Raw genomic sequence first — 22,659 nt, 5'->3', positions numbered from 1 at the left:
CGGATGTTACTGCTTATAGACAATTACGATTCATTCACCTACAACCTTGCCCAATATCTGATAGAACTGGGGCAGGAGGTGAAGGTGGCCAGGAACGACGCCCTGTCGATTTCTGAAATAGAAAGGGCCGCGCCGGAGCGGATAGTAATCTCCCCCGGGCCCAAAACCCCTAAAGAGGCGGGCATTTCGGTGGATGTTATAAAGACCTTTACCGGGAAAATCCCCATCCTGGGGGTGTGCCTGGGGCACCAGTCCATGACGGCGGCTTACGGCGGCCTGGTGGTGAAGGCCAAAACACTGATGCACGGCAAAACCTGCATGGTCCATCATGACGGAAAAGGGGTTTACCGGGGGCTTCCCAACCCGTTCCGGGCCACACGGTATCACTCGCTGGTGGCCGACGAGGCCACTCTGCCGGACATTTTCGAGATAACCAGCCGCTCGGAGGATGGGGAGATAATGGGTATCAGGCACAAGACCGCCCCCACCGAGGGGGTGCAGTTCCACCCGGAATCCATAATGACCGACCATGGCAAAGAGCTTCTGGCGAATTTTCTGAAGTTTTAATAACACCACCAACGGCGAGCGCAAATAAAACCACGATGAGCATGAATATCAAGGAAGCGATCTCCCGGCTCCTGGACCTGGGAGACCTGACTGAAACGCAGATGACCTTTGTTATGGAGCAGATCATGACCGGCGGCGCGTCGGACGCGCAGATAGCCGCGTTTCTCGTGGCGCTTCGCATGAAAGGCGAGACGGTGGAGGAGATCACCGGCGCGGCCCGGGTTATGCGCGACAAGGCGTTGAAGGTGGAAGCGGGCCCCGGCGCGGTGGTGGACACCTGCGGCACCGGCGGAGACGGCGCCCACACGTTCAACGTATCCACCACCGCCGCGTTTGTGGCGGCGGGGGCGGGCCTGGTGGTGGCGAAACACGGCAACCGCGCCATATCGTCGAAATCCGGCTCGGCGGACGTGTTGAAAGCCCTGGGAGTGAACGTGGAGGCGGAGGTTAGCCGCGTGGAGGAATGCCTAAAAGAGGCTGGCATAGGTTTTCTTTTCGCCCCGGCGCTCCATTCGGCCATGAGGTTTGTGATGCCCGCCCGCAGGGACATAGGCGCCCGCACCATATTCAACGTGCTTGGCCCGCTCACCAACCCCGCCGGGGCCAAGCGGCAGGTGATGGGGGTTTACGACCGGAAGCTTATCGAACCCTTGGCCGTGGCGCTTGGGAAACTTGGCGCCGTTAAAGCTTTCGTTGTCCATGGCCAGGACGGGCTGGACGAAATAACCGTTACCGCCCCTACCTACATGGCCCTGCTGGAAAACGGCCAGGTGAAGACCCTCACCATAACCCCCGAACAGTTCGGCATACCCATCCATAAGCCTGACTCCATAAAAGGGGGAGACGCGGAGCAAAACGCCAAGATAACCCGCCACGTGCTGGAGGGGGAGAAAGGCGCCCACCGGGACATCACCCTTCTCAACGCCGCGGCGGTGATATGCGCCGGAGGGCTGGCCGATTTTATAGACGACGCCTTGCCCCTGGCCGAAAAATCCATAGACACCGGCGTGGCCCTTGAAAAGCTTGAAAAGCTGGTGAAAATAACCAACTCATGACAGCGGATTCAGCCAGCGCCCTTGCCGCCCGCCGCGAAAAACTTGTCGGCGCGGCCAGGCGCATTGTAGTCAAAGTAGGTAGCGGCGTGCTTTCCGGCGGCGGTCATGCCGAGGTGAACGCGCAGATCATGGCGGAAATAGCCCGGCAGGTTTCCGCCATAGCCTCCGGCGGGCGCCATGTGGCGCTGGTAAGCTCCGGCTCGGTAGCGCTGGGAACGCGGATTCTGGGCATTCCCCGCCACGGGTTGTCCATCCCCGTAAAACAGGCGGCGGCGGCGCTGGGGCAGGGAAGCCTGATTTCTCTCTGGGCGCAAAGTTTTTTAAAACACGAGCACAAAGTGGGGCAGGTCCTGCTTACCCATGACGACCTGCGGGACCGGCGCCGGTTTTTGAACGCCCGCAACACGCTCAACAGTCTGTTGGATTTTGGCGTGATCCCGGTCATAAACGAGAACGACACGGTTTCGGTGGACGAGATAAAGTTCGGCGACAACGACACTTTGTCCGCCCGGGTCACAAACCTTATCGAGGCGGACCTGCTGGTTATCCTCTCCGACGTCGAAGGGCTTTACACGGCCGACCCCAGGCTGGACCCTTCCGCGCGGAAACTGGATTATGTGGAGGAAGTGGACGAAAACATTCTATCCATGGCCGGTGATTCCTCATCCACCACCGGCCTTGGCGGCATGGCCTCCAAGGCGCGGGCGGCTGGCGAGGCCGCCAGGTTCGGCGCCCCAACCATAATCCTGCCGGGCATGAAACAGGGGGTTTTGCTTGACGCGATGGAAGGCCCTTCCACGGCGGGCACATTCTTTTTTCCCCACGAAGACCGGCTGGACAGCAAACGGCACTGGATAGAATACACCCTGGTTCCCGCAGGCAAGATACAGGTGGACGATGGCGCGCGCGACGCTATCGTTAATAAAGGGCGCAGTCTTCTGGCGTCTGGAATTACGGCGGTGGAAGGGGAGTTCGAGGATGGCGACGCCGTATCCATCGCCGGGCCGGACGGGAAGGTGTTCGCCAAAGGGTTGATAAACTACCCTGTCCACGAGGTGGAGAAAATCATGGGGCGCCACTCCAGCCTGATAGAAACGATATTGGGGTACAAGACTTACGACGAAGTGGCCCACCGCAACGATATGGTGGTGTACGGGGAGTGATGGATTAGCAAGGTGGCGTAAACTCGGCAAAGTAAAAAACTTGGTTTAATCACCTTGGCGCGAAAGGTTGCTGATGAAACGATTCCGATTACGTGTCGGTAATTATCGCGTATTGTCTGAATTGGATGGTGGTATAATAACAATTCTTGTGTAAAATGCTTAAAAAACGCGCCCTAATACTACTACCGTTATCACCTATCACGATGAATTCTAGCATCAGGAAATCAATAAGTCTCTTTTCTGGGGCTGGCGGTATGGATATTGGCATCAGAGATGCAGGTTTTGAAGTATTGGCTGAACTGGAAATTGATGAACATTGTTGCGCTACATTGCGGGCCAATGCGGAAAATAACAATTACAATTCACGAATAATTCAAAAGGATATCCGCAACGTCGATCCCCAATCACTACTGAAAGAACTTAACATTAAGAAAGGTGAATTGGATATTCTATTCGGTGGTCCACCATGTCAGTCGTTTTCATTGGCTGGGAAGCAACTTGGTTTAAGTGACGAGCGGGGTCCTCTACTTTTTGAGATCATTCGCTTTGCAAAGTCCATTCAACCCAAAGTGATTTTACTTGAGCAAGTCAAGGGGCTATTGTCATCCAAAGGTCACACGAATCGCCGAGGTGAGGTCTTTGAAAATTTTCTAAGTGAACTGGAGAAAATTAATTATACTCCAAAATGGCGTGCCATTCTTGCGTCTGATTTCGGGGTTCCGCAACTGCGAGAGCGGCTCTTTGTCATTGCAACGCGGGGACGTAATGGTTTTGTTTTTCCCGAGAGAACCCATGCTCCAGCGGAAGAATGCAATGGACTTTTTCATTATCAACCGTACGTTGGAACTGGAAAAGCAATCAAAGGTCTTGGGAAACCAGATTCCAAAATACAGGGGAAAACTGTTTATGAAAGGCTTGATAGTCATGTTGATGTGACTCCACCAAGAGATCGAGAACGAATCGCTCAAGTTCCAGAAGGATCTTATCTTTCCGCACAAACACATCTAGGTGAAGAACTTCGGTGCGGTTTGTCCCCTAAGGACACAACGAAATATCTTCGCCTCCATCGCAAGCGACCCGCAAACACTCTTCGATGCGGAGAGATATTCTATCATCCTACTGAAAACCGATATCTAACTCCACGCGAATACATGAGGATACATGGTTATCCTGACGACTATATTCTTAAAGGTCCTATAAGATCCAGAACGGGTTCTGTGCGAAATCTCGATCAACATAGACAGGTGGCAAATTCCGTTCCCCCTCCATTGGCTCGCATTCTTGGGCAACAGATAATGAGGTTCTTGGATGAGCAAGATATTTGAATTGTACGGATACCGGCTTGATTGCTGGAACGAGGAAGCCGCAGAAAACCGAGCGAAAGCATGGTGTCCTTTTATGGATGCTGAGTGTGATGGTGGTGGAAACCGTTACCTTTCAGCATTAGATTTGCGCAAAAGCCGTAATTTGCGGAAATTTTTCCCCGGTAAGGTTATTGTGCAATCCGGTGTTTGTTCACTTAGACTTCGTGATGGAGAACAGCCTTGGATAGTTTGCCCGCGTCGGCTTTTATCACTTCGCGCGCAAACACAGACCGACTACCAAACGCATGTGCGGACACAACTCGCAAAGTATGCTCAACTTGACTCAGGCAGAACATATCGCGCATGGTCAGAAGTGAAGATGAAGATTGAGACGAGAAATGACGATGATGAAGCAAAGTCATTTGATTATTCGTTTGACTATATTATTGCGGGGTCAGGCCGGAAGAGGCTTTCCGAGGTAGCAGGACTGATTGGGAAAGGAGAACGAGCTACACTGCCACTTGCAGAGGCAAACGGTTATACGATAGCCATTCGAAATGGCGAGCATTGGATTGAAGATTTCCCCACGGATCCAATAACCATTGTCGAGATTATGACCTCAAGCACCTCTGGTGGCGACAAGAAGAAAAGGACCCAAATCCCGATGGCTTGCGAGGACGCAATAATTGATCCTTCAAGCCATAATGGACCAGGCATCAACTACCGTCAGGTATGGGCGCGGATGGTAAGCCAACTTATCGTAAAATCTCAGGTGGGCATTGCATGGAACGGTAAAACATTCTGGTTGCTCCAAGATGTTCTCGCCAATTATATATCGAGCACCACAGCCCTTGAACTGTCTCGCTACATCGCAAAACGCCCGAATGAAGTAAATATTCTTGCATTTGGATACGGGGATATTGATGGCCGGAAGGCCGAACCAATAACCAAGCTTGAGGATTCAACTTTCTATGCAGGGCCTATAACTGAAAACGCAAAAAAAGGTCAGGCAAAGGGATTTATCGAGATCGTCAAGATTGGCGCCCCACCAGAAAAAGACCATCTCTGGCGTTCCTTGTTCAAGAGAACTCCTTGCGGTAGTTTGCGCTGGTGATGTGAAAACTATCTGGCAACAGTATATAAGGCGCTTTAAAACTCCATCCTGTGTATCGCCATCTGGGAACCGCCTTCTTTCACGCCCACCTCCAGCCACTGAAGCCCTTCCAGCCCTAGCGGCCTTAGCGCCTCCAACAACTTTTCACTTAGATAGGCCGAAAGAAGCTCCACCGTGGTGGCCTTGACGGGCAACACCTCGCAGTCGGACTTGGGGAACACGAACCGTTTGGGGCCGAACCGGGCCTCCAATTCCTCGCCGGTGATGGTGAGCGTCTGTCGCGGGTCTTCCCCGGCTATGAGTATCTTGTGGTCCAGCGTGTCGCAAACCCGTTTGATCAATGGATTGATCCGGTTGAAATCGGTTACGGTGTGGTTCATGGCCGGGTCGGCGCAGATCTCCACTGTAACGCCGTAGTTGTGGCCGTGGAGCCTCTCGCACTTGCCCATTTCCACCAGGAAATGAGCGGCGGCGAAATGATGCTCGTCCCGGAATATCTTTATTCGAGTGCTGTGTTTCATTTCCTCAGGCTTCCGTTCAGCCAGTCCATGTATTTTGCTGACCCATGGGTGATGGGTAAAGCTACTATCTCCGGCGTGGAGTATGAATGCAGGGCCCGCGCCCGCTCTTCCAGCGCGTCAAACAGCGCCCCGCTGGATTTTACCACCAGCAGAACCTCCCCCTCGTCACAGGTCTTGCCTTCCCACCGGTATATGGAGCGGAGGCCACTTATTATGTTCACGCAGGCGGCCAGATTCTCCTCCACCAGGGTTTTGGCTATCCGCTCCGCCTCGTCCTCACCCCCGGCTGTAATCAGGACAACGATATTGTCCCCGGCTTTCATCCTTTTCTCCCGGTGAGCATTGTGATGCCGTAACCCACATAAAATTCCACCAGGCCCGCCCCGGCTATTTTCATCATCGTGCCCATGTTTTCCTGCTGGTTGAAATAGGTGAGCAGGGCCATGGCCGCCGTGATCATTCCTAATATTTGCAAGGCCCGGCCGATGTAGAAGAAGAAAACATTAAACATTTTCCGCGCCTGACCCTATCAGGTCGTATTCGGTGTGGCCGGTTATAGCCACCTGGATAAAATCGCCGGGCTCCGCCTCCACCCCATCCAATATAACGCATCCGTCTATTCCCGGGGACTGGGTGATGAGCCTGCCGGTATTTAACATCTCTTCCCCCGCCATTCCGTCCACCAATACCCTGCCGGTCATGCCCACTTTGCGTTCCAGTTTTCTTGAGGAAATGCTTTTTTGGGTCTCCATCAGCCGCGCGTACCGTTCCTCGGCTTTTTTCCGGGGCACGGAGCCTGGCATTCCATACGCCGAGGTCCCCTCTTCCGGGGAATATACGAAAGCCCCCATGTGGTCGAACTCTTCGTCTTTCACAAGGTTTAGGAGAACCTTGAAATCCGCTTCCGTCTCACCCGGAAAACCGGTGATAAAAGCGGTGCGGAGCGCGGCATGGGGAAGCCGTCTTTTTATTTTTTCCAGCAGGGCGCGGATGGAGCCGTTGGTCTCCGGCCGCAACATGTTTTTCAACACGCTGTCGGCGGCGTGTTGCAGGGGCATGTCGAAATAAGGCGCCACTTTTTCTTCCCCGGCCATAACCGACAACAGCTCGTCATTCACCAGTGTAGGGTACATGTACATCACCCGTATCCATTCAAGCCCCGGTATTTTAACCAACCCCCTCAAAAGCTCCGCCAGACCGTTTTTCATATGGATGTCGGCGCCGTACAACGTGGTGTCCTGCGCCACCAGGATAAGCTCTTTGACTCCCCGGGCCGCCAGCGCTTTGGCCTCCTTTAGCGCCATATCTGCGGGAACGCTTTTATATGGCCCCCGGATTGCCGGGATTATGCAGAACGCGCATTTGTTGGAACACCCTTCGGCTATTTTAAGATAAGCCCAGTGAGGGGCGGTGGTAAGGATGCGCGCCGAATCGTCCGGGTCATGGGGAGCCTCGATTTTCTTTGGCGCCAGATCGCTAACGATATGCGAAAGTTCCGCGGTTCCGAAGATATGGTCAATCTCCGGGATGCTTTTCTTGAGGTCATCCCTGTACCGCTCAGAAAGACAACCCATTACAGCGAGTTTCACATCGGGATTTGTTTTTTTCAGCCGGGAAAGCTCCAGAATGGTGTCTATGGACTCCTGCTTGGCGTCGTTCACAAAACCGCAGGTGTTGGTGATTATGATGTCCGCCTGGGTTTCGTCCGCCACTATCTCCATTCCGGCTTGCTGGAGGGCGTAAAGGGTTTTCTCCGAATCCACCTGGTTTTTCGGGCAACCCAGGGAAACCATGAACACTTTGTTTTTCATTGTAATGTGAAGGGGGAATTATCGCGGCTAAAAAAATACGGCGGAAGGTTTTGTGTAACCCCCCGCCGTATAAAATTCAATGAGATACAAATTAGGCCGCGCTGGCCCTCTTACCGCCCCGCTTTGCGGATGCCGGCCTTTCCTCCTCTAATTTCAAACAGTTTTCACACGAGTGGCTAGAAATCCTGCCGCACATGACGCAGGTTAGCTCATCGAACCTGTCTATCATGGCCCCACCGCAATGTTTACAGGTTGGCGCCTTACCGATTTTCTTCTTCATCGCCGTACCTCCACTATTTAAAAATGCATATTTTAAACTAATAAACAAGCGCCAGTCAAATGCCAGATATGCGTGAAACGAGACATTTGGAACAAGTTAAAACTGCCTTCCAAAAATAAGCGGACAGCCTAAATAGGTGATAACATATTGTAATAACATGATTTATACATTTAGTGGCGAGTTGTTCCCCCGTTAAATAAGAATACAGGCCCGCCCCAATGGAACTGGCGGGCCTGAAGAACGATATGCGACGTTAAATCAGGCTGTTAAAGCCACAAAACCTCCACCCGGCTGTACCCGGAGGCGGGAATTTCCGGCGGCTGTCGCTGGTTTATCAAAAAGATTCATTCCCGCGCCCAGCTGTGGCAATCGTTTCTTCATCGGATAGGCCCTTAAGATGGCCCCCTTGTGGTCGCTCCCAAAAATATTCACAGTATCCATGATGTTACCCTCCTTGGTAATCTTGCCGCCCCACATTCCTTCGCGGGGGATTTCCGGCCCTATTACGTTGTTTATCGGCGTGGCTCAAAAAACCCTTGAGAGTTTTTGCGCCCGGCGCAATGATGATGGATAAATCCAGGGGTGTTCATTCAAACGGGAGATTAAAAAAATGAGCCACTTCCGTATAGCCAGCGATAAAAACGGCGAACCGTACATGGAGATAGATGAAGTAGGGTCTGACATCCTGTACCACCATCTGCTCAACAAGGGGACGGCGTTTACGGAAGAGGAGCGGCGCGAGTTCGAGCTGGCGGGCCTTCTTCCGGCCCACGTGGCCACCCTGGAGGAGCAGAGCATAAGGGTTTACGAAAATTATCTTTCCAAGCCCACCAACATTGAAAAATACATCCACCTGCGTTCCCTACAAGACAGGAACGAAACCCTTTTTTATGCCCTGGTGGCGGCCCATCTGGAAGAGATGGCGCCAATTATCTACACCCCTACCGTGGGGGAAGCCTGCCAGAAAGGGAGCCACATTTTCCGGCACGCCCGGGGGCTTTATATCACCCCCGACAACGTGGAAGACATGGGCAGGATGGCCCGCAACATCCCATTCCCGGCGGAGAAGATAGAGATAATCGTGGTCACAGACAACCAGGGGATTTTGGGTATTGGCGACCAGGGGGCCGGGGGCATGAACATACCCATAGGAAAGCTTTCGCTTTACACGCTTGGCGCGGGCATTCCCCCATGGGTATGTCTTCCCATTTCGCTGGACGTGGGCACCAACAATAAGGCTCTTCTCAACGATCCTTTATACCTTGGGGTAAGAAAGCCACGGCTCACCGGAGCCGAGTACGATGAGTTCATAGGCAAGTTCGTGGACGGGGTGAAAACCAATTTCCCCAAGGCGCTTCTGCAGTGGGAAGATTTCTCCAAGAGCAACGCCTTTACCAACCTGGACTCTTACCGGGGTTCCCTGCTTTCCTTCAACGACGACATCCAGGGTACCGGCGCCGTGGTGCTGGCGGGCATCACCGGGGCCATGAAGATATCCGACGCCGACATTACGGATCAAAAGTTCCTGGTGTATGGCGCCGGGGCCGGGGGGATGGGCGTGGCCCGGCAGATAAGGAACGAGTTGATAGGCAAAGGGCTTTCAAGGCATGAGGCGTGTAACAGGATATACGTGGTGGACAGCCGCGGGCTTGTAACGCAAGACAGGGCCGACCCTGAAAGCTACAAAATGGAGTTCGCCAAGCATGGCGGCATGGTGGTGGAGTGGAACGTGGCCAACCCGGAAAAGATAACGCTGGAAGAGGTTGTGGCCAACGCCAGGATCACCGTCCTGCTGGGTTTTTCCGGCCAGCCGGGAACATTCACAAAACCGGTGGTGGAGGCAATGGCCGTGAATACTCCGATGCCGGTGATATTCCCATTGAGCAACCCCACCAGCCAGACCGAGGCTTTGCCCAAGAATATTTACGAGTGGAGCCATGGCCGGGCCATAGTAGCCACCGGGAGCCCGTTCCCGCCTGTAACATTTGAAGGCCAAACATACAGGGTGGGGCAGGGGAACAACGCGTTTATCTTCCCAGGGGTGGGGCTTGGCGCCATCGCCTGCGGGGCGAAATCCATAACAGATGAAATGTTCACCGCCGCATCCCACAGGCTGTCGGAGTTTATGCCGCCCGACGCCGCGCAGACCCATTGCGTGTTTCCAAGGGTTGTGGACCTGCCCAAGGTAAGCGTTGAAGTGGCCGAGGCGGTGTTCGATACGGCGGTAAGCCAGGGAGTGGCCCCGGCGCCGCCGCCCGGTAAAACCCCCAGGGAAATAATCAAGGGCAGGATATGGAAACCGGTGTATCTGCCATACAAGAGGAAGAAATGACGGGCGTTCATCCCATTTTAAATTCCATCCTTGCCCACAAACGGGAGGAATTGCGGTTTGGAAAAGCCATGGTGTCTGAAGAAGAACTGCTTTTCGCGGCGGAGCGGAAGGGGCAAAAGCCGCGTTCGCTTTACTCCGTGTTAACAGCGCCAGGCGGTAAGGTAAGGATAATAGCCGAGATAAAACGTAGCTCTCCTTCGGCCATGATAAAACCCACGGGCTTCGACCCGGCGCGGATTGCCCAGGCGTATGAGACAGCGGGCGCGTGCGCCATTTCGGTGCTTACGGATGCCCGGTTTTTCTGCGGCGCTCCTGTTTATGTGCCCATGGCGCGGGAGGCGGTTAGCCTTCCGGTATTGCGGAAGGATTTTATCCTGGACCGGTGGCAGTTGGCGGAAACAGCCGCCCTGGGAGCGGACGCGGTTCTGCTTATGGTGGCGAATTTCCAGGATGTGTCGGCTTTCGAGTCGTTATATCACCGGGCGCTGGAGCTCAACCTTGAGCCATTGGTGGAGATACATTCCGAAAAAGAGTGGGAACGCATATCCCATCTGAAACCCAGGCTGGTCGGGGTGAATAACCGCGATTTCATGTCGCCAACGCTGGCGGTGGATTCCGGCACGGCGTTGCGGATAGCGCCGTTATTGCCGGACGACGTGGCCGTGGTGAGCGAGAGCGGCATTTCCTCGCCGGAGCAGATACGGCGCGCCATGGAAGCCGGGGTGGACGGTTTCCTGATAGGATCCCATTTCATGAAACAGGAAAACCCCGGCAAGGCCCTGCATGAACTGATAAGCCAGGCCGGGTAAAATTTGTCTGGGCTATGAACCCAGCAGGGCGGTAGAGGAAATAAGCCCCACTGGTTTGCCCCCAATCTCCACCACCAGATGCTTCACGTTCAGCTCCACCATTTTGTGGCGCGCGTCGAAAATGGAAGTGTCGCCATTGATTCGCTGGACATCGGGGTTCATGGCCTGGCTTACCTTGGTGGCGGCGGGGTTTAAACTTTTCGCTACCACGTTGCGCACTATTTCCGTTTCGGTGAGGATGCCGGCTATGTGTCCGTTATCGTCGGTGATGACTATGCTGGAAATGGCCTTCTCCGTCAGGGTTTTTGCGGCTTCTTCAACGCTTGTGTTATGGGAAGCCGTCACTATCTCCGGTTTCATAAGGTCTTTGACGGCAAGAAGGGTGCTAAAATCGGACATGGCTCCTCCAGGAATTTAAGTAAATCTCGCAGGCGCTGGATGCGCCACTATTAACCACCACAACCTTCTGAATATCAGGGCATTCTATCACTAAAACCGGTTTTAGTAACATGTGTGGCCGTTTTTGGTAGTGTCTCAGTTTGAAAGTACAGGGGAGATTCTTCACTTACGCCCAGAATGACAATATAACAGCCGTTGATAACATTGTCATCCTGAGCGAAGCGCAAGCGAAGTGAAGGATCTGTCTATTATTTGAGATTCAAACTGAGACACCACCCCATTTTTTAAGAATGAAACCGAATGTTTCTACCGTGGTGGTTCAGTGGGAGCATTTACCTTAGGCGATTTCCACTAAGAGGTTCGCAAGCCCGAATGCCATTTATTAAAAAGCGCCGATACGATATAATTTCGCTTCATGAAACAAAAGGTTATCGCCGCCGGGTTGGCGGCCGCGCTTAGTTTTCCCACTCCGGCCCTCGCCCAGGGTATCTACAAGTGGGTGGATGAGAAAGGCCAGGCCCATTACGGCGACAGCCAATACTCCGCCCCACCCAAGGTTAAAGAAAAAAAAGAAGTAGTAGCTCCAGAGAAATATGTGCGCCCTCCGCTGGAGGAGGAAGCCCCGGTTAATGAAGCGCCTGCAAATGGCTCCGCTCAAAACGGCGAGGGGGTGGCCAATGGGGAGAACGGGCAGGCCGAAGAAAAAGCGCCTGAAAAAGACAAGGGCGTGGAGATGGTGGGGGAACTGGAAATAGAAAACACCATGACCGGCCTTGCCCTGCTCCGGGCCACCCTGAAGAACAACTTCAAATATCCCGTGGATGGTTTGCGGCTGGACCTTATACTTTTCCATGTGGAAGCCCGAAGGGCGGCGGACCTGGCCATCGAATTTGACGGCGGGAAGAAAAAACCGGACCGGCTGGAGGCGGGTGAAACCGCCGTAGTTGAATATGAGATAAACCTGCATCCGGAAGAAATAGCCGGTTATAACTATCGCATCGTTTGGGCGTATAACGAGCGGGTTCCAGCCCCTGGTGAAGACGAAACGCCGGAAGAGGGTATTTACCACAAGGTTGTCCCCAGGCCGCGCAAACAGGCCGGGGCTCCGGGGCAGGCGATAGCTCCTGGAACCGCTCCAGCCCAACCGGTGAAAGCCGAAGAAGAAAAAGTGGAAAGAAAACGCGGATCCCGGCGGGAGATCCAGGCCGAAAAGAAAAAGATGGAGGAGGCCGCGAAAAAAGCCGCCGAATCCCAACCGGCCCAATAACCCTCCATGGCCAAAGCCACCACCCTTTATATTTGCCAGTCATGCGGGCATCAAAGCCCAAAATGGTTGGGCAAATGCCCCTCCTGCAACCAGTGGGACACTTTCGCCGAAGAGCGCCAGGCCGCCCCGGCCCCCGCCGGTAGCAGGCGAGCCTGGCTGGAAAAACATGGCAAGGAAGAACCGGTGGCCATCACCGAAGTCACTTCCGACACGGAAGACAGGGTTCCCACCGGCATCGGCGAGCTGGACCGGGTGCTGGGAGGCGGCGTGGTGGCTGGATCCATGACCCTTGTAGGCGGCGACCCTGGTATCGGTAAATCCACGTTGCTGTTACAGGTGGCGGGCCGGTTCGCCCGTATAGCCCCCACGCTTTATGTGTCCGGCGAGGAGTCCCCCGCGCAGATAAGGATGCGGGGGGAGCGGCTGGACTGCATGGCGGGCAACCTGCTTATCTTGCCCGAAACAAACGTGGAGGAGATAGGCCGTCACATCTCCCACGTCCGTCCGTGCATGGTGATAATAGACTCCATCCAGACCATATATACCGACGAACTGCCGTCGGCCCCCGGCACTGTGGGGCAGGTGCGGGAGGCGGCTGGGCGCTTGCTTACGTTATGCAAAAAAACCGGCATCCCCATATTTCTCATCGGCCACGTCACCAAAGAGGGCGCCATCGCTGGCCCGCGTCTGCTGGAGCATATGGTGGACACGGTGCTGTATTTCGAGGGGGAGAAGGGAAGCCCGTTCCGCATCCTGCGCGGGGTGAAGAACCGGTTTGGCTCCACCAACGAGATCGGGGTATTCGAGATGAAAAGCGAGGGGTTGACGGAGATAGCCAATCCTTCGGAGATATTTCTGTCGGAAAAACCGGGAGCCGTGTCCGGCAGTGTTGTGGTGGCCTGCGTGAACGGCACAAGACCATTGCTGGTGGAGATACAGGCGCTGGTGACATCCACCAATTACCCGTCGCCAAGAAGGACCACCGTGGGGGTGGACCCGAACCGGGTAGCCATTTTAATCGCAATTATAGAAAAACGGGCCGGGTACCACATTATGGGCGAAGACGTGTTTGTGAACGCCGCCGGGGGCGTGCGCATAGACGAACCCGCCATAGACCTGGGGGTTATTGTTTCCATAGTTTCCAGCTTCCGCGACGCGGCGGTGGACGCGCGGACGGTGGTGGTGGGCGAAGTGGGGCTGGGCGGCGAGATACGCATGGTGCCCCAGCTTGAGTCCCGCGTGATGGAGGCCGCCAAACTCGGCTTTACCCGGGCGGTTATACCCAAGTCCCGCGCGGCATTCAACATCCCGCCGGGGATAACCGTGGAGCATGTGGAGACCGTGGACCAGGCGCTGGACGTGTTGATAGAGAGGTAGAGGCAAGCAGTTGAGTGGTGTTAGCAACAAATAGAAATGCCCGGTTTTGTAGCACATAGATTGTCCGCTTTTTCCAGCGCGCCTTCTTTATGGTCCCGGGCCTGAAGGAAAATCTTCCGGGCTTCCTTGAACTCCGGATCCTCCTCCAGCCCCAGGGCCGGGAACGGGATCGCCAAGGCCGCCAGCACGAACCAGAGGGCCAAATTCCGCTCAATCATCATTCAATCTCCAAATCGCCGGCCATGGGCGCATGATTAACCGCCGGGCGCGAGGTTGCAACTTAAAGGCGATGAACAGCGGCTGGAAAGGACGGATGGCGCATTTTGGGGCTGGTCGGGGGATTAAATGCCCCGTTATTTCCAGCTTGATGGCCAGGGAATGATTGAAGGGCTGGACACGCTCACGCTGGCGCCGAGGCCAAGGGCGGAGCCATTCATTACAGTTACAAAATCCACCCATGAAGCGGGAGTAAGGTCGTCCGCCAGTAAAGCGCGCCGGATAACCTCCACTCCGCCAACCGTTGTGGTGACATACAGCCAGATTGCGCCGTCCGGCGCTTCGATGGCAGAGGGAACGCCTCCCGCGCCGTTGCTGATGGTCACGCCTCCGGTGAACGATCCGTCAATATCGGTGGATGAATAGCCCAGAACGCTCTGGCCGCTGGAGACATAAAGCAGGTAACTGCCATTGGATCTACTGACAATATCAGGGTCGGAAAAAACCCCGCCCGTCAGATTGGCAGAAGCCCTGGACCCGGGGATCTGGGCGAAAGAAGATGCCGAACCGTTCACACTGCGGGCTGAATGTATCTCTTTCACGCATGGATAGTCCTGGCAACCGGCTGGATCCATCCCGATAATTCCTGGCAGATAGAACATGGTCAACGCGCCGTCCACCAAAATCAGTGAAGTATCCACAAATCCGCCGCTTTCCCCGCTTATGGCCACCGAGCCGCTTTCAGTCACCTGCAAGCAGGCGTTCACGCTGGCGTAATGCTCCAAGCCGGTGTGGTAGATGTAAAGGGCCCCGTCATATTCAACAATGTCCGGCACGGAACCGGCGAGGGGGGCGAAATCCTGTAGCAACGTCCAGTTCAATCCGTCATCGGAACCGGCTAGCCTTATTGAATGGTTTGCCGGGTTTGAACAGACGGCTGTTGAAGTGTCGCAAACATGGAACGCCATGAGATATGCGCGGGAGGTTGCGGTTGACGAACAGCTTTCAGCCAATTCGTTTCCCGCGGATGAGCCGCTTGTTGATGAGCCGCCACCGCACGTGATGGCGATTATGGAAAAAACCGTTAGCGCCGCCAGAGCCAGTATCCTTCGCACAACATACCCCCATCGGGAAAAATGGAAGATGAAATGGATTATATATGTTTGATCCGGCCACCGGCGTAGATTGTTCACGCTGGCCCGTGCGAGAGGCTGGTTGAGAGGGGATGAACAGGTTTTCTGCGCTCGGCCAGGATGAACTGGTCGGGGCGAGAGGATTTGAACCTCCGACCACCTGAACCCCATTCAGGTACGCTACCAGGCTGCGCTACGCCCCGAGACAGATTGTCCATATTATAGAAGAACACCGCGTTTGACAATATCCCACTCAAAATCATATTAACTTTCCGGGGAAACCCCGGCTGGCAATTGCGTATGCCGCTTATTGGGCTAAAAAAAATCACGCCGCCGCAAAAATGAAATTTGCGGATTTTCAAACCCTTTGGAAGAAACAGGTTTGAATTTCGCCTGATTTAAGGTTATATTCGTTAAAGGTTGGTGGTTTTTGGACACATACGTCCCTGGATGTTACAAAGGGAGAGCGCATGCTTATTGGTGTGGTTTCAGATACGCATGACCGGATTCCGCAAATCGAAAAGGCCGTGAGCTTTTTCAATGAAGCGGGAGTTGGCGCTGTCCTCCATTGTGGCGATTTTGTGGCTCCATTCGCCCTTATCCCCTTCAAAAATCTAAAATCCCCGCTTCACGCCGTATTCGGCAACAACGATGGTGAGAAAGACGGGCTCTCCAGAATGTTCGGCGCGGACGGCTGGACGCTGAACGACAGGCCCCATAGTCTGGAGCTTTCAGGCAAACGGGTATCCATGTTTCACGAGCCTGCGCGAATTCCGCATGACCTTTCAGAAGGTAATGCGGACCTCATCGTTTTTGGCCATACCCATGAGGCTGTGGTTCAAAAGAAAAACGGATCACTTCTAGTCAACCCGGGAGAATGTTGCGGATGGATAAAAAAGGATTCCACTGTGGCGTTGGTGGATTTGACAAGTATGTCCGCCCGGATAGAGCGCTTATAGGAGGTAGTGTCATAAAATTGACGCTAATTATCATATAATGGCATGTGTATTAATTGGTAATTATCTATTTATGGGTTTAAATTAGTTGATTTTATTTCATATAATTTAAAATAGAATATTAATATAATGTAATATACAATTAATTAACCCCAAATTTTAAATAATTATTGACAATTAAGTTTCTTTCGTGATAAGTTCTCCGGAAATGGTTTTTTATAGTAATTAGAGACTATATTTCTGGAGGGGTCACGGATGTCGCAAGCTGGCGGTGGGCGAGAAGAGCTGAAGCCGAACAGGGTTAGGGAGATCCGTGAGTCCAAGATGATGAGTAAAGCTGAGCTGGCGCGGAAAACCGGGCTTTCGGTTCAGACCATCGATCGGGTGGAGAAAGGGTACTTTTGCAGGTTGGACACCAAGCGGAAGATTCTAATCGCCCTGGGGCTGGATCTGGACGACCGCGTCGGGGTTTTTGGCGACGACTGACTGATTCCATAAAAAGAAGAGGTAGGCCGTGTTATTCGCATTGACCAACAGGCCCTGTCTTGGGGTGGACATAGGTTCCTACTCCATAAAGCTTGCGCTAGTCAAAAAGACCAAGCGCGGTTACGAACTCGCTAATTTCGGCATGATCCCCTTGCCTCCCGATGCGATCGTGGAGCGGGAGGTGGAGAACCCCGGAGCCGTATCCGACACCCTGAAAAACCTCATGGCCGCCGAGAAGGTGCCTTCTTCCATCAAGAACTGCGCTTTCTCCGTTTCCGGCCAGTCGGTGATCATAAAGAAGATCACCGTGCCACTTATGAGCGAAGACGACCTGGCCGAATCCATCCAGCAGGAGGCCGAGCAATACATTCCTTTCGACATAGACGAGGTCAATGTAGATTTCCAGATAGTCAAGCACGAGGGTCCCATCCCCAAGAAGGGGCAGAAACTGCCGGAGAATGAAGACCGGCAGATGGACGTGCTTCTTGTGGCCGTGAAAAAGGATGTGCTGGGCGAGCAGGCGGAAATTTTAAAGAACGCTGGGCTCAAGCCGTCGGTGGCGGACCTGGACGTGTTCGCCCTGGAGAACGGTTACGAGGCGGCGTATGGGCTGGACGCCGACGACACCGTGGCGCTGGTGAACATAGGCGCCTCAATCACCAACGTGAACATAATAGAGAACGGCATAACCGCCTACACCAGGGACATTCCCATGGGGGGCAACAAGATATCCGAGACGATCCAGAAGAACATGAACGTGCCCTTTAAGGAAGCGGAAAAGTACAAGCTGGGCGTGTTTGAGGGGGGCCTCCGCCGTGAGCAGGTGATACCCCACTTAAAGGCCGGTTTGGCCGCGATCTGCGACGAGCTGAAGAAAACTTTCGACATGTACCACCGCACCTCGGAGAGCCGTGTAAGGCGGGTGCGCGTTTGCGGCGGCACCGCCATGATCGAAGGGGTGGAGACCATTATGGGCCAGGAGCTGGGGCTTTCCTGCGAGCTGATAAACCCCTTCCGGAACATAAAGGTGAACACCAAGGTCTTCGATCCGGAATACATCGAGAAAATCGCGCCGATGGCCGTTGTGGCCGTTGGGCTTGCCATCAGAAGGCTGGGCGACAAATGATCAGGATCAACCTTCTCGCGGACCGCCACGCTAAAGACCGTCTGTTAATACAGCAACAGCTTGTGATGGGGCTGATGATCATCGCGGGCGCTTTCGTGCTGTGCGGGTTCTGGTGGCAGGCCAAGGCCAGCCAGATAACCGACACCTCCGAGAAGATCGAAAGCTCCAAGAAGGAGCTGGAGACCCAGAAGAAGATAAGAGAAGAAGTCAGGAAGATGGAGGTCCAGGAGAAGCAGTTATCGTCCATCCTGGGGGCCATCAACATGCTGGTGGAGTTCAAGCGCGGCCCCACGCCTTACCTGGACAACCTCAACGTCATACTCCCTCCGGAGATATGGCTGACAAATCTCAACGACCTGCGGGGCCAGGTGACCGTCCAGGGTTATTCGTTCGCGAACACGGCCGTGGCCAGGCTCATGAAGGGCATGGAGGAGTCGGACCAGTTCGCCAACGTGGAGCTCAAGGAGATCACGCAGGCCAAGATCGGTAATGAGACCCTCATGAAATTCACCGTGCAGGCGATGACCGCCATCGGGTTGAAGATTCAGGAGGAGGAGAGAAAGCGGAAGGAGGCTGAGGAAGCGGCCAAGGCGGCCTCTAAGCCCTCGGCCAAGAACGGGGCCAAGAAGGAGAAGAAGGAATAGCCCGGACGGGCGGTTCCTTGCCATATAGGCGTAACCTGGAGGAAGACGGTGGATCTCGACAAGGTTTTTGAGAAAATCCCCTACGAGAAGCTATATCCTTTGCCCAACTGGCAAAGGTTCGCGGCGGTGGGCGGCGTGGCCGTCCTTCTGCTGGTCATCTTCTATTTCCTCGTTATCCGCGGTCAGGACGAAACCATAGTCCAGCTGGAGCAGGACCTGGCGAAGGTCCAGAAGGAAGTGGAGGACAACCGCGCCCACGCCAGCAAGCTCAACAAACTCAAAGAAAAGATCACCAAGCTGGAGGCCGACCGGGCGGAGGCCGCAAAACAGCTTCCCTCTGAAAAAGAAATCCCCGAGCTTCTGGAGCAGGTTTCAAACCTCGGCACCCAGAGCCAGCTGGAGTTCCTTACTTTCAAACCCCAGCCTGAGCAGATGAGGGAGTTTTACGCCGAGGTGCCGGTGAGCATAGAGGTTACCGGCAAGTTCCATAACATCCTCATGTTCTTCGACGAGATAGCGCATCTGCCCAGGATAGTCACCATCGGGGACATGAAGATGCAGACGGTGGCCACGGGCGCCAAGCAGGCGGCCCCGGCGGCCAAACAACAGGCCCAGCAACAGGGCACCAAGATCCAGCTTTCGTGTATGGCCACCACTTACCGGTTCCTCGAGGGCGCCGTCGGCGCCAAGGATGGGGATAAGGGCAAGGCGGCTCCAGGAACAGCTCCCGGCGCGGTTCCCGCGCCTGGCGCTCCGCCAGCGCCACCGGCCGCTCCGGCAAGCGCTGAGGGGGGCAAGAAATGATGGTTATAACCCAGGCGCAAAGCCAGTTTATTTCAAACGCGGGCTTATAGATTATGAAGGGCAAGATAACGATAGCGGTTTGCGTGGCGGCCATAGCCGGTTACGTCGCGTACACCTATTTCTTCAGGGGCGCCGCGGAGGATGAGTCCGCCAACGTCCGGGCTTCGTTCAACTCGCTGAGCCTGGGCATAGCCTCCGGGAACATGCAGATGGCCCAAAGCTTTCTGGCGCCGGATTTTACCGACGCGAAGATAAGCAAGGAAGACTTCCTGAAAGTACTGGCCATCAGGCGCAAGGTTTATAACGCCAGGATCACCTCCGTCACCATGCAGGGGGATCTGGCCTCGGTCTCTTACACAAGGACCGAGGTGCGCGGTGAGGATGGCGAGCCGATCAACTCCAAGGTGGTTGGAGAAACCTGGTTGAGGGACAAGAAAAAGCCCGGTGTCTGGAAACTGGGCAAACTGGCGGAGGGGGACACGTGGTCCCGCTCCATGGAAATCCCCAAAAAGGCCACCCAGCTGGCTCAGGCGGAAACCAGCCAGAGCGTCCTGGGCGCATTGGAGAAAGGGGAGGCGAGGCCCACTTCCATGAAACCCGAAGAGCGCTACAATCCAGTCGGCCGGAGAGATCCATTCCGGGCGCTGGTGGCCATAAGCGGGGTGGAGGCTGAAGTGATTGCAGAGGATCTTTGTGAGCCGGACAGGCCCAGAGAGCTTTTGGAAGGATTTGACCTGGATTCCCTGAAACTGGCTGGCATAATCGAGACTGATAAAGGCCCGGTGGCCCTGATTGAAACGCCGGACGGCAAGGGTTACACAGTGTACAAGAACATGTACGTGGGCAAGAGATGCGGAAAGGTTGTTGAGATGCAACCCGATTTCATCCTGTTGAAGGAGAAGATCCGCAAGCCGGGGGCGGCTCCCGGCAAATTCACGACCATAGACACCCCATTGCAACTCAGACGAGAGGAGGGTTGATCCGTGATTACGTTCCCCAGGAGGTTGGTGTATATCTTCCTAGCCTTGCCACTGGCTGTCGCGGCATGCGCCAGTGAGAAGGCGTTAACCAAGTCCACGGAAAGCCAAACGGCCGTGGCCGGGTCAACCTCTGTTAAGGACCTGTCCACAACCGGGGCTGAGGACCGGGTGGAGGTGAGGCTCGAGGCCGACGGACCCATAACCCACACCGCGTTCAAGCTTGCGGATCCGCCCAGGCTGATCGTGGACATGTCCAACGTGGATATGTCCATGTTCCAGGCGACCGTGCCGGTGAATCATGAGCTTGTAAAGAACGTGAAGCCCTATTACTTCGCCAAGTCCAACGACTCGCGGCTGGAGATAGAGCTTAACAATGACGTGAGTTTCTCGGTGGACAGCTCCGATCCCGGCGCTTTGAGGATACTTATAACCAAGGCCGGAGCCATGGAGGCCGAACAGGCCCCTGTGCCAGCCCCGGAGTCCCCTGCGCCGGTGATGGCCGCGCAGGCAGAGCCAGTGGCGGCCCCGGAGCCGGCGGTAGCGCCTGCCGCCGAGCCAGAGGCTAAGCCCGCCGTGGTGGAGCCCGCGCCTGTAATGGCCGCTGAACAGGCGGCGCCCGCTACCATGCTGGTCGCTGAAACTCCCCTTAAAGAAGGGCAAAACCGGGTCGTGGACGTAAAGTTCATCCAGCTGGACAAAAAGCTGGGCCGGGTGGAGATCACCATGGCCAGGCCGGAGCCAGCCTATGAGCTTTTGAGCAGGGCCAACATGAACAGGCTTACGGTGGACCTGCCCAACACGATAATAGACGCAAAAGACGAGCGGTTGATAAGCGTGAGCGCGGAAGGCTCCATAATCAAGAACGTCGCGGCGTTCCAGTTCCGCTCTGGCAAGTCGCCCATAGCCAAGGTTGTGGTTAACCTGGAGGAGATGACCCTTTACAACATAGCCACCCAGGGCAACAGGATCCTTTTGGACATGGGTGAGGAAACGGTGCTGGCCATGGCTACGGAGGTATCCGACACCAAGGCTAAAGCCGCCGCCGAGGCCGAGAAAGAAATGATAGGCGCGCAGGATGCCATTTACGCCGGGGCGCGCATCTCGCTGGATTTCCAGAAGGCCGACATCCATAACATCCTGCGGATCATTGCCGACGTGGCGGGGCTCAACATAATCACCTCCGAGAAGGTGAAGGGCCAGGTGACCATGAAGCTGAAGAACGTTCCGTGGGACCAGGCGCTGGACGTGATACTCAAGAATAACGGGCTGGACAAGATCCAGGAGGGCAACATAATCCGGGTGGCCACCACCGAGGAGATCTCCAAGGAGAAGGAGACCGCCGTGAAGACCAAGGAGTCGGAGGCCAAGATTGTGCCCCTGTACACCCGGGTTTTCGAGGTGAACTACGAGGCCGCTGACAAGCTCAAGAAGAACCTGGACTCGATGAAGAGCGAGCGGGGCTCGGTGGAGATAAACGAGCGCACCAACAGCATCATCGTAAAGGACACCAAGGAGAAACTGGCCGAGATGGCCAGCCTTATAGAGAAGCTGGACAAGAAGGAAACCCAGGTTCTCATAGAGGCCAAGATTGTTTCCGCCACCCACGACAAGGTGAAGAACCTGGGCATAGTGTGGGGCGGCTATTATAACAACACCACCGGAGCGCTGTTCCCCAACACCATAGGGGTAACCGGCGGCACTGGCGTGTCTTCGCCGAACATTACGTCCGGCGGCGGCGGCTCGGCGGTGAACTTCCCGATAACGGCCGGGGCCGGCGGGGCGCTTTCAGGCATCGGGCTTACGCTTGGTTCCGTAAACGGCACGGCGCTTTTGGACGCCAGGCTTATGGCCCTGGAGCAGAACAGCGAGGCGGTTATAATCTCCAACCCGAAGATCACCACCATGAACAACAAAGAGGCGGTGATAGAGTCGGGCCAGGAAGTTCCTTACCAGACCACTTCGGCCGAAGGCACCAAGACCGAGTTTAAGAAAGCGGTGCTTTCGCTGAAAGTCACCCCCCATGTGACTCCGGACAAGCACATGAGGCTTACCCTGCAGGTTAACAAGGACAGGCCGCTGGCCGGCAGTCCGCCCCCGATAGAGACCAGGATGGCCAAGACGGAAGTGCTGGTGGCAGATGGGGAGACGGCGGTCCTGGGCGGTCTTTTCGAGGATAGCACCAACACGTCCCAGGCCATGGTTCCCGGGCTGGGCAGGATACCGCTGTTGGGATGGCTGTTCAAGAACGACGGCACGACAAAGAACAACCAGGAACTGCTGATTTTCATAACGCCGAAAATCGTGGACTGAAAACT

23 protein-coding genes and 1 tRNA gene are annotated in these 22,659 nt (G+C 55.0%); 16 read left to right on the top strand and 8 right to left on the bottom strand.

Translation table 11 applies throughout. The features are described from left to right. Positions 1 to 3: 3 nt before the first annotated feature. The 5 genes from HY751_07115 (at position 4) to HY751_07095 (ending at position 5,203) form a co-directional block, all read left to right on the top strand. The gene (locus tag HY751_07115) at positions 4 to 567 is read left to right on the top strand and encodes an aminodeoxychorismate/anthranilate synthase component II (protein ID MBI4666159.1); all 564 of its coding nucleotides are present in this window, start codon (positions 4 to 6) and stop codon (positions 565 to 567) included. 41 nt (positions 568 to 608) lie between these two features. Beyond that, positions 609 to 1,622 carry an anthranilate phosphoribosyltransferase gene (trpD, locus tag HY751_07110; protein ID MBI4666158.1) on the top strand — a complete coding sequence of 338 codons (1,014 nt, stop codon included), beginning with the start codon at positions 609 to 611 and terminating at the stop codon, positions 1,620 to 1,622. Beyond that, a complete protein-coding gene (gene proB, locus HY751_07105) occupies positions 1,619 to 2,785 on the top strand; it encodes a glutamate 5-kinase (protein ID MBI4666157.1) in 1,167 nt (388 codons plus the stop codon). The genes trpD and proB overlap by 4 nt, the downstream gene beginning before the upstream one ends. 254 nt (positions 2,786 to 3,039) lie before the next feature. Beyond that, positions 3,040 to 4,110 carry a DNA cytosine methyltransferase gene (locus HY751_07100; GenBank protein MBI4666156.1) on the top strand — a complete coding sequence of 357 codons (1,071 nt, stop codon included), beginning with the start codon at positions 3,040 to 3,042 and terminating at the stop codon, positions 4,108 to 4,110. After that, positions 4,094 to 5,203 (top strand): hypothetical protein, encoded by a 1,110-nt coding sequence (locus HY751_07095; GenBank protein ID MBI4666155.1) that lies wholly within the window; start codon positions 4,094 to 4,096, stop codon positions 5,201 to 5,203. Before HY751_07100 ends, HY751_07095 begins: the two co-directional genes overlap by 17 nt. Before the next feature lie 35 nt (positions 5,204 to 5,238). Here HY751_07095 and HY751_07090 read toward each other — a convergent pair whose 3' ends face one another. From HY751_07090 to rimO, 4 genes are read right to left on the bottom strand one after another with little or no spacing between them, the layout of a single operon-like run. Next, positions 5,239 to 5,724, bottom strand: coding sequence for a 6-carboxytetrahydropterin synthase (locus HY751_07090; GenBank protein MBI4666154.1), 486 nt, complete (start codon positions 5,722 to 5,724; stop codon positions 5,239 to 5,241). Continuing rightward, on the bottom strand, positions 5,721 to 6,047 hold the full coding sequence (locus HY751_07085; GenBank protein MBI4666153.1) for a divalent-cation tolerance protein CutA: 327 nt from the start codon (positions 6,045 to 6,047) through the stop codon (positions 5,721 to 5,723). Before HY751_07085 ends, HY751_07090 begins: the two co-directional genes overlap by 4 nt. Continuing rightward, positions 6,044 to 6,235, bottom strand: a complete 192-nt coding sequence (locus tag HY751_07080) for a hypothetical protein (GenBank protein ID MBI4666152.1) — start codon at positions 6,233 to 6,235, stop codon at positions 6,044 to 6,046. Before HY751_07080 ends, HY751_07085 begins: the two co-directional genes overlap by 4 nt. Further along, positions 6,228 to 7,535, bottom strand: coding sequence for a 30S ribosomal protein S12 methylthiotransferase RimO (rimO, locus tag HY751_07075; GenBank protein ID MBI4666151.1), 1,308 nt, complete (start codon positions 7,533 to 7,535; stop codon positions 6,228 to 6,230). The genes HY751_07080 and rimO overlap by 8 nt, the downstream gene beginning before the upstream one ends. Positions 7,536 to 8,425: 890 nt before the next feature. Here rimO and HY751_07070 point away from each other — a divergent pair. Both HY751_07070 and HY751_07065 read left to right on the top strand, forming a co-directional pair. Next, on the top strand, positions 8,426 to 10,147 hold the full coding sequence (locus tag HY751_07070) for an NAD-dependent malic enzyme (protein MBI4666150.1): 1,722 nt from the start codon (positions 8,426 to 8,428) through the stop codon (positions 10,145 to 10,147). After that, positions 10,144 to 10,956: an indole-3-glycerol-phosphate synthase gene (locus HY751_07065; GenBank protein MBI4666149.1), complete on the top strand. Its 813-nt coding sequence runs from the start codon at positions 10,144 to 10,146 to the stop codon at positions 10,954 to 10,956. The genes HY751_07070 and HY751_07065 overlap by 4 nt, the downstream gene beginning before the upstream one ends. 12 nt (positions 10,957 to 10,968) lie before the next feature. Here HY751_07065 and HY751_07060 read toward each other — a convergent pair whose 3' ends face one another. Continuing rightward, entirely contained in the window at positions 10,969 to 11,355 is a 387-nt protein-coding gene (locus HY751_07060) for a CBS domain-containing protein (GenBank protein MBI4666148.1), read from the bottom strand. A 415-nt stretch (positions 11,356 to 11,770) separates the two neighbouring features. Here HY751_07060 and HY751_07055 point away from each other — a divergent pair, with 415 nt between their 5' ends. Beyond that, positions 11,771 to 12,622 (top strand): DUF4124 domain-containing protein, encoded by an 852-nt coding sequence (locus HY751_07055; GenBank protein MBI4666147.1) that lies wholly within the window; start codon positions 11,771 to 11,773, stop codon positions 12,620 to 12,622. Positions 12,623 to 12,628: 6 nt separating this feature from the next. Beyond that, positions 12,629 to 13,999 (top strand): DNA repair protein RadA, encoded by a 1,371-nt coding sequence (gene radA, locus HY751_07050; protein ID MBI4666146.1) that lies wholly within the window; start codon positions 12,629 to 12,631, stop codon positions 13,997 to 13,999. A 20-nt stretch (positions 14,000 to 14,019) separates the two neighbouring features. Here the strand turns inward: radA and HY751_07045 are convergent, their stop codons facing one another. From HY751_07045 to HY751_07035, 3 genes are all read right to left on the bottom strand, one after another. Then, complete coding sequence (locus HY751_07045; GenBank protein ID MBI4666145.1) at positions 14,020 to 14,220, bottom strand: hypothetical protein; 201 nt, start codon at positions 14,218 to 14,220, stop codon at positions 14,020 to 14,022. Between the two features lie 132 nt (positions 14,221 to 14,352). Then, positions 14,353 to 15,330, bottom strand: a complete 978-nt coding sequence (locus HY751_07040) for a hypothetical protein (GenBank protein MBI4666144.1) — start codon at positions 15,328 to 15,330, stop codon at positions 14,353 to 14,355. A 144-nt stretch (positions 15,331 to 15,474) separates the two neighbouring features. Further along, a tRNA-Pro gene (locus HY751_07035) sits at positions 15,475 to 15,551 on the bottom strand. Positions 15,552 to 15,818: 267 nt separating this feature from the next. Here HY751_07035 and HY751_07030 point away from each other — a divergent pair. From HY751_07030 to pilQ, 7 genes are all read left to right on the top strand, one after another. Then, positions 15,819 to 16,307, top strand: coding sequence for a metallophosphoesterase (locus HY751_07030; protein ID MBI4666143.1), 489 nt, complete (start codon positions 15,819 to 15,821; stop codon positions 16,305 to 16,307). A 282-nt stretch (positions 16,308 to 16,589) separates the two neighbouring features. Next, entirely contained in the window at positions 16,590 to 16,790 is a 201-nt protein-coding gene (locus tag HY751_07025; GenBank protein MBI4666142.1) for a helix-turn-helix transcriptional regulator, read from the top strand. Between the two features lie 28 nt (positions 16,791 to 16,818). Continuing rightward, entirely contained in the window at positions 16,819 to 17,916 is a 1,098-nt protein-coding gene (gene pilM / locus HY751_07020) for a type IV pilus assembly protein PilM (protein MBI4666141.1), read from the top strand. Next, the gene (locus tag HY751_07015; protein MBI4666140.1) at positions 17,913 to 18,560 is read left to right on the top strand and encodes a PilN domain-containing protein; all 648 of its coding nucleotides are present in this window, start codon (positions 17,913 to 17,915) and stop codon (positions 18,558 to 18,560) included. The genes pilM and HY751_07015 overlap by 4 nt, the downstream gene beginning before the upstream one ends. 48 nt (positions 18,561 to 18,608) lie before the next feature. Further along, positions 18,609 to 19,364: a type 4a pilus biogenesis protein PilO gene (locus tag HY751_07010; protein MBI4666139.1), complete on the top strand. Its 756-nt coding sequence runs from the start codon at positions 18,609 to 18,611 to the stop codon at positions 19,362 to 19,364. Positions 19,365 to 19,417: 53 nt separating this feature from the next. Further along, positions 19,418 to 20,344 (top strand): pilus assembly protein PilP, encoded by a 927-nt coding sequence (locus tag HY751_07005; protein ID MBI4666138.1) that lies wholly within the window; start codon positions 19,418 to 19,420, stop codon positions 20,342 to 20,344. Positions 20,345 to 20,371: 27 nt separating this feature from the next. Then, positions 20,372 to 22,654 carry a type IV pilus secretin PilQ gene (pilQ, locus tag HY751_07000; protein ID MBI4666137.1) on the top strand — a complete coding sequence of 761 codons (2,283 nt, stop codon included), beginning with the start codon at positions 20,372 to 20,374 and terminating at the stop codon, positions 22,652 to 22,654. Positions 22,655 to 22,659 lie beyond the last annotated feature (5 nt).

It is taken from the genome of Nitrospinota bacterium, assembly GCA_016208975.1.
Taxonomy (GTDB): Bacteria; Nitrospinota_A; UBA7883; order UBA7883; family JACRLM01; genus JACQXA01.
Note: the sequence above shows the minus strand (reverse complement) of the source record. Positions and strands in the feature narration are given on the sequence as shown.

Excerpts from the sequence above, each read along its gene's own strand:
- HY751_07090 (MBI4666154.1), bottom strand. The coding sequence starts at position 5,724 with ATGAAACACAGCACTCGAATAAAGATATTCCGGGACGAGCATCATTTC.
- HY751_07080 (MBI4666152.1), bottom strand. The coding sequence starts at position 6,235 with ATGTTTAATGTTTTCTTCTTCTACATCGGCCGGGCCTTGCAAATATTA.
- HY751_07065 (MBI4666149.1), top strand. The coding sequence starts at position 10,144 with ATGACGGGCGTTCATCCCATTTTAAATTCCATCCTTGCCCACAAACGG.
- HY751_07085 (MBI4666153.1), bottom strand. The coding sequence starts at position 6,047 with ATGAAAGCCGGGGACAATATCGTTGTCCTGATTACAGCCGGGGGTGAG.
- HY751_07100 (MBI4666156.1), top strand. The coding sequence starts at position 3,040 with ATGGATATTGGCATCAGAGATGCAGGTTTTGAAGTATTGGCTGAACTG.
- HY751_07095 (MBI4666155.1), top strand. The coding sequence starts at position 4,094 with ATGAGCAAGATATTTGAATTGTACGGATACCGGCTTGATTGCTGGAAC.
- HY751_07045 (MBI4666145.1), bottom strand. The coding sequence starts at position 14,220 with ATGATGATTGAGCGGAATTTGGCCCTCTGGTTCGTGCTGGCGGCCTTG.
- HY751_07115 (MBI4666159.1), top strand. The coding sequence starts at position 4 with ATGTTACTGCTTATAGACAATTACGATTCATTCACCTACAACCTTGCC.
- HY751_07055 (MBI4666147.1), top strand. The coding sequence starts at position 11,771 with ATGAAACAAAAGGTTATCGCCGCCGGGTTGGCGGCCGCGCTTAGTTTT.
- HY751_07070 (MBI4666150.1), top strand. The coding sequence starts at position 8,426 with ATGAGCCACTTCCGTATAGCCAGCGATAAAAACGGCGAACCGTACATG.
- HY751_07015 (MBI4666140.1), top strand. The coding sequence starts at position 17,913 with ATGATCAGGATCAACCTTCTCGCGGACCGCCACGCTAAAGACCGTCTG.
- HY751_07060 (MBI4666148.1), bottom strand. The coding sequence starts at position 11,355 with ATGTCCGATTTTAGCACCCTTCTTGCCGTCAAAGACCTTATGAAACCG.
- HY751_07005 (MBI4666138.1), top strand. The coding sequence starts at position 19,418 with ATGAAGGGCAAGATAACGATAGCGGTTTGCGTGGCGGCCATAGCCGGT.
- rimO (MBI4666151.1), bottom strand. The coding sequence starts at position 7,535 with ATGAAAAACAAAGTGTTCATGGTTTCCCTGGGTTGCCCGAAAAACCAG.
- HY751_07030 (MBI4666143.1), top strand. The coding sequence starts at position 15,819 with ATGCTTATTGGTGTGGTTTCAGATACGCATGACCGGATTCCGCAAATC.
- trpD (MBI4666158.1), top strand. The coding sequence starts at position 609 with ATGAATATCAAGGAAGCGATCTCCCGGCTCCTGGACCTGGGAGACCTG.
- proB (MBI4666157.1), top strand. The coding sequence starts at position 1,619 with ATGACAGCGGATTCAGCCAGCGCCCTTGCCGCCCGCCGCGAAAAACTT.
- radA (MBI4666146.1), top strand. The coding sequence starts at position 12,629 with ATGGCCAAAGCCACCACCCTTTATATTTGCCAGTCATGCGGGCATCAA.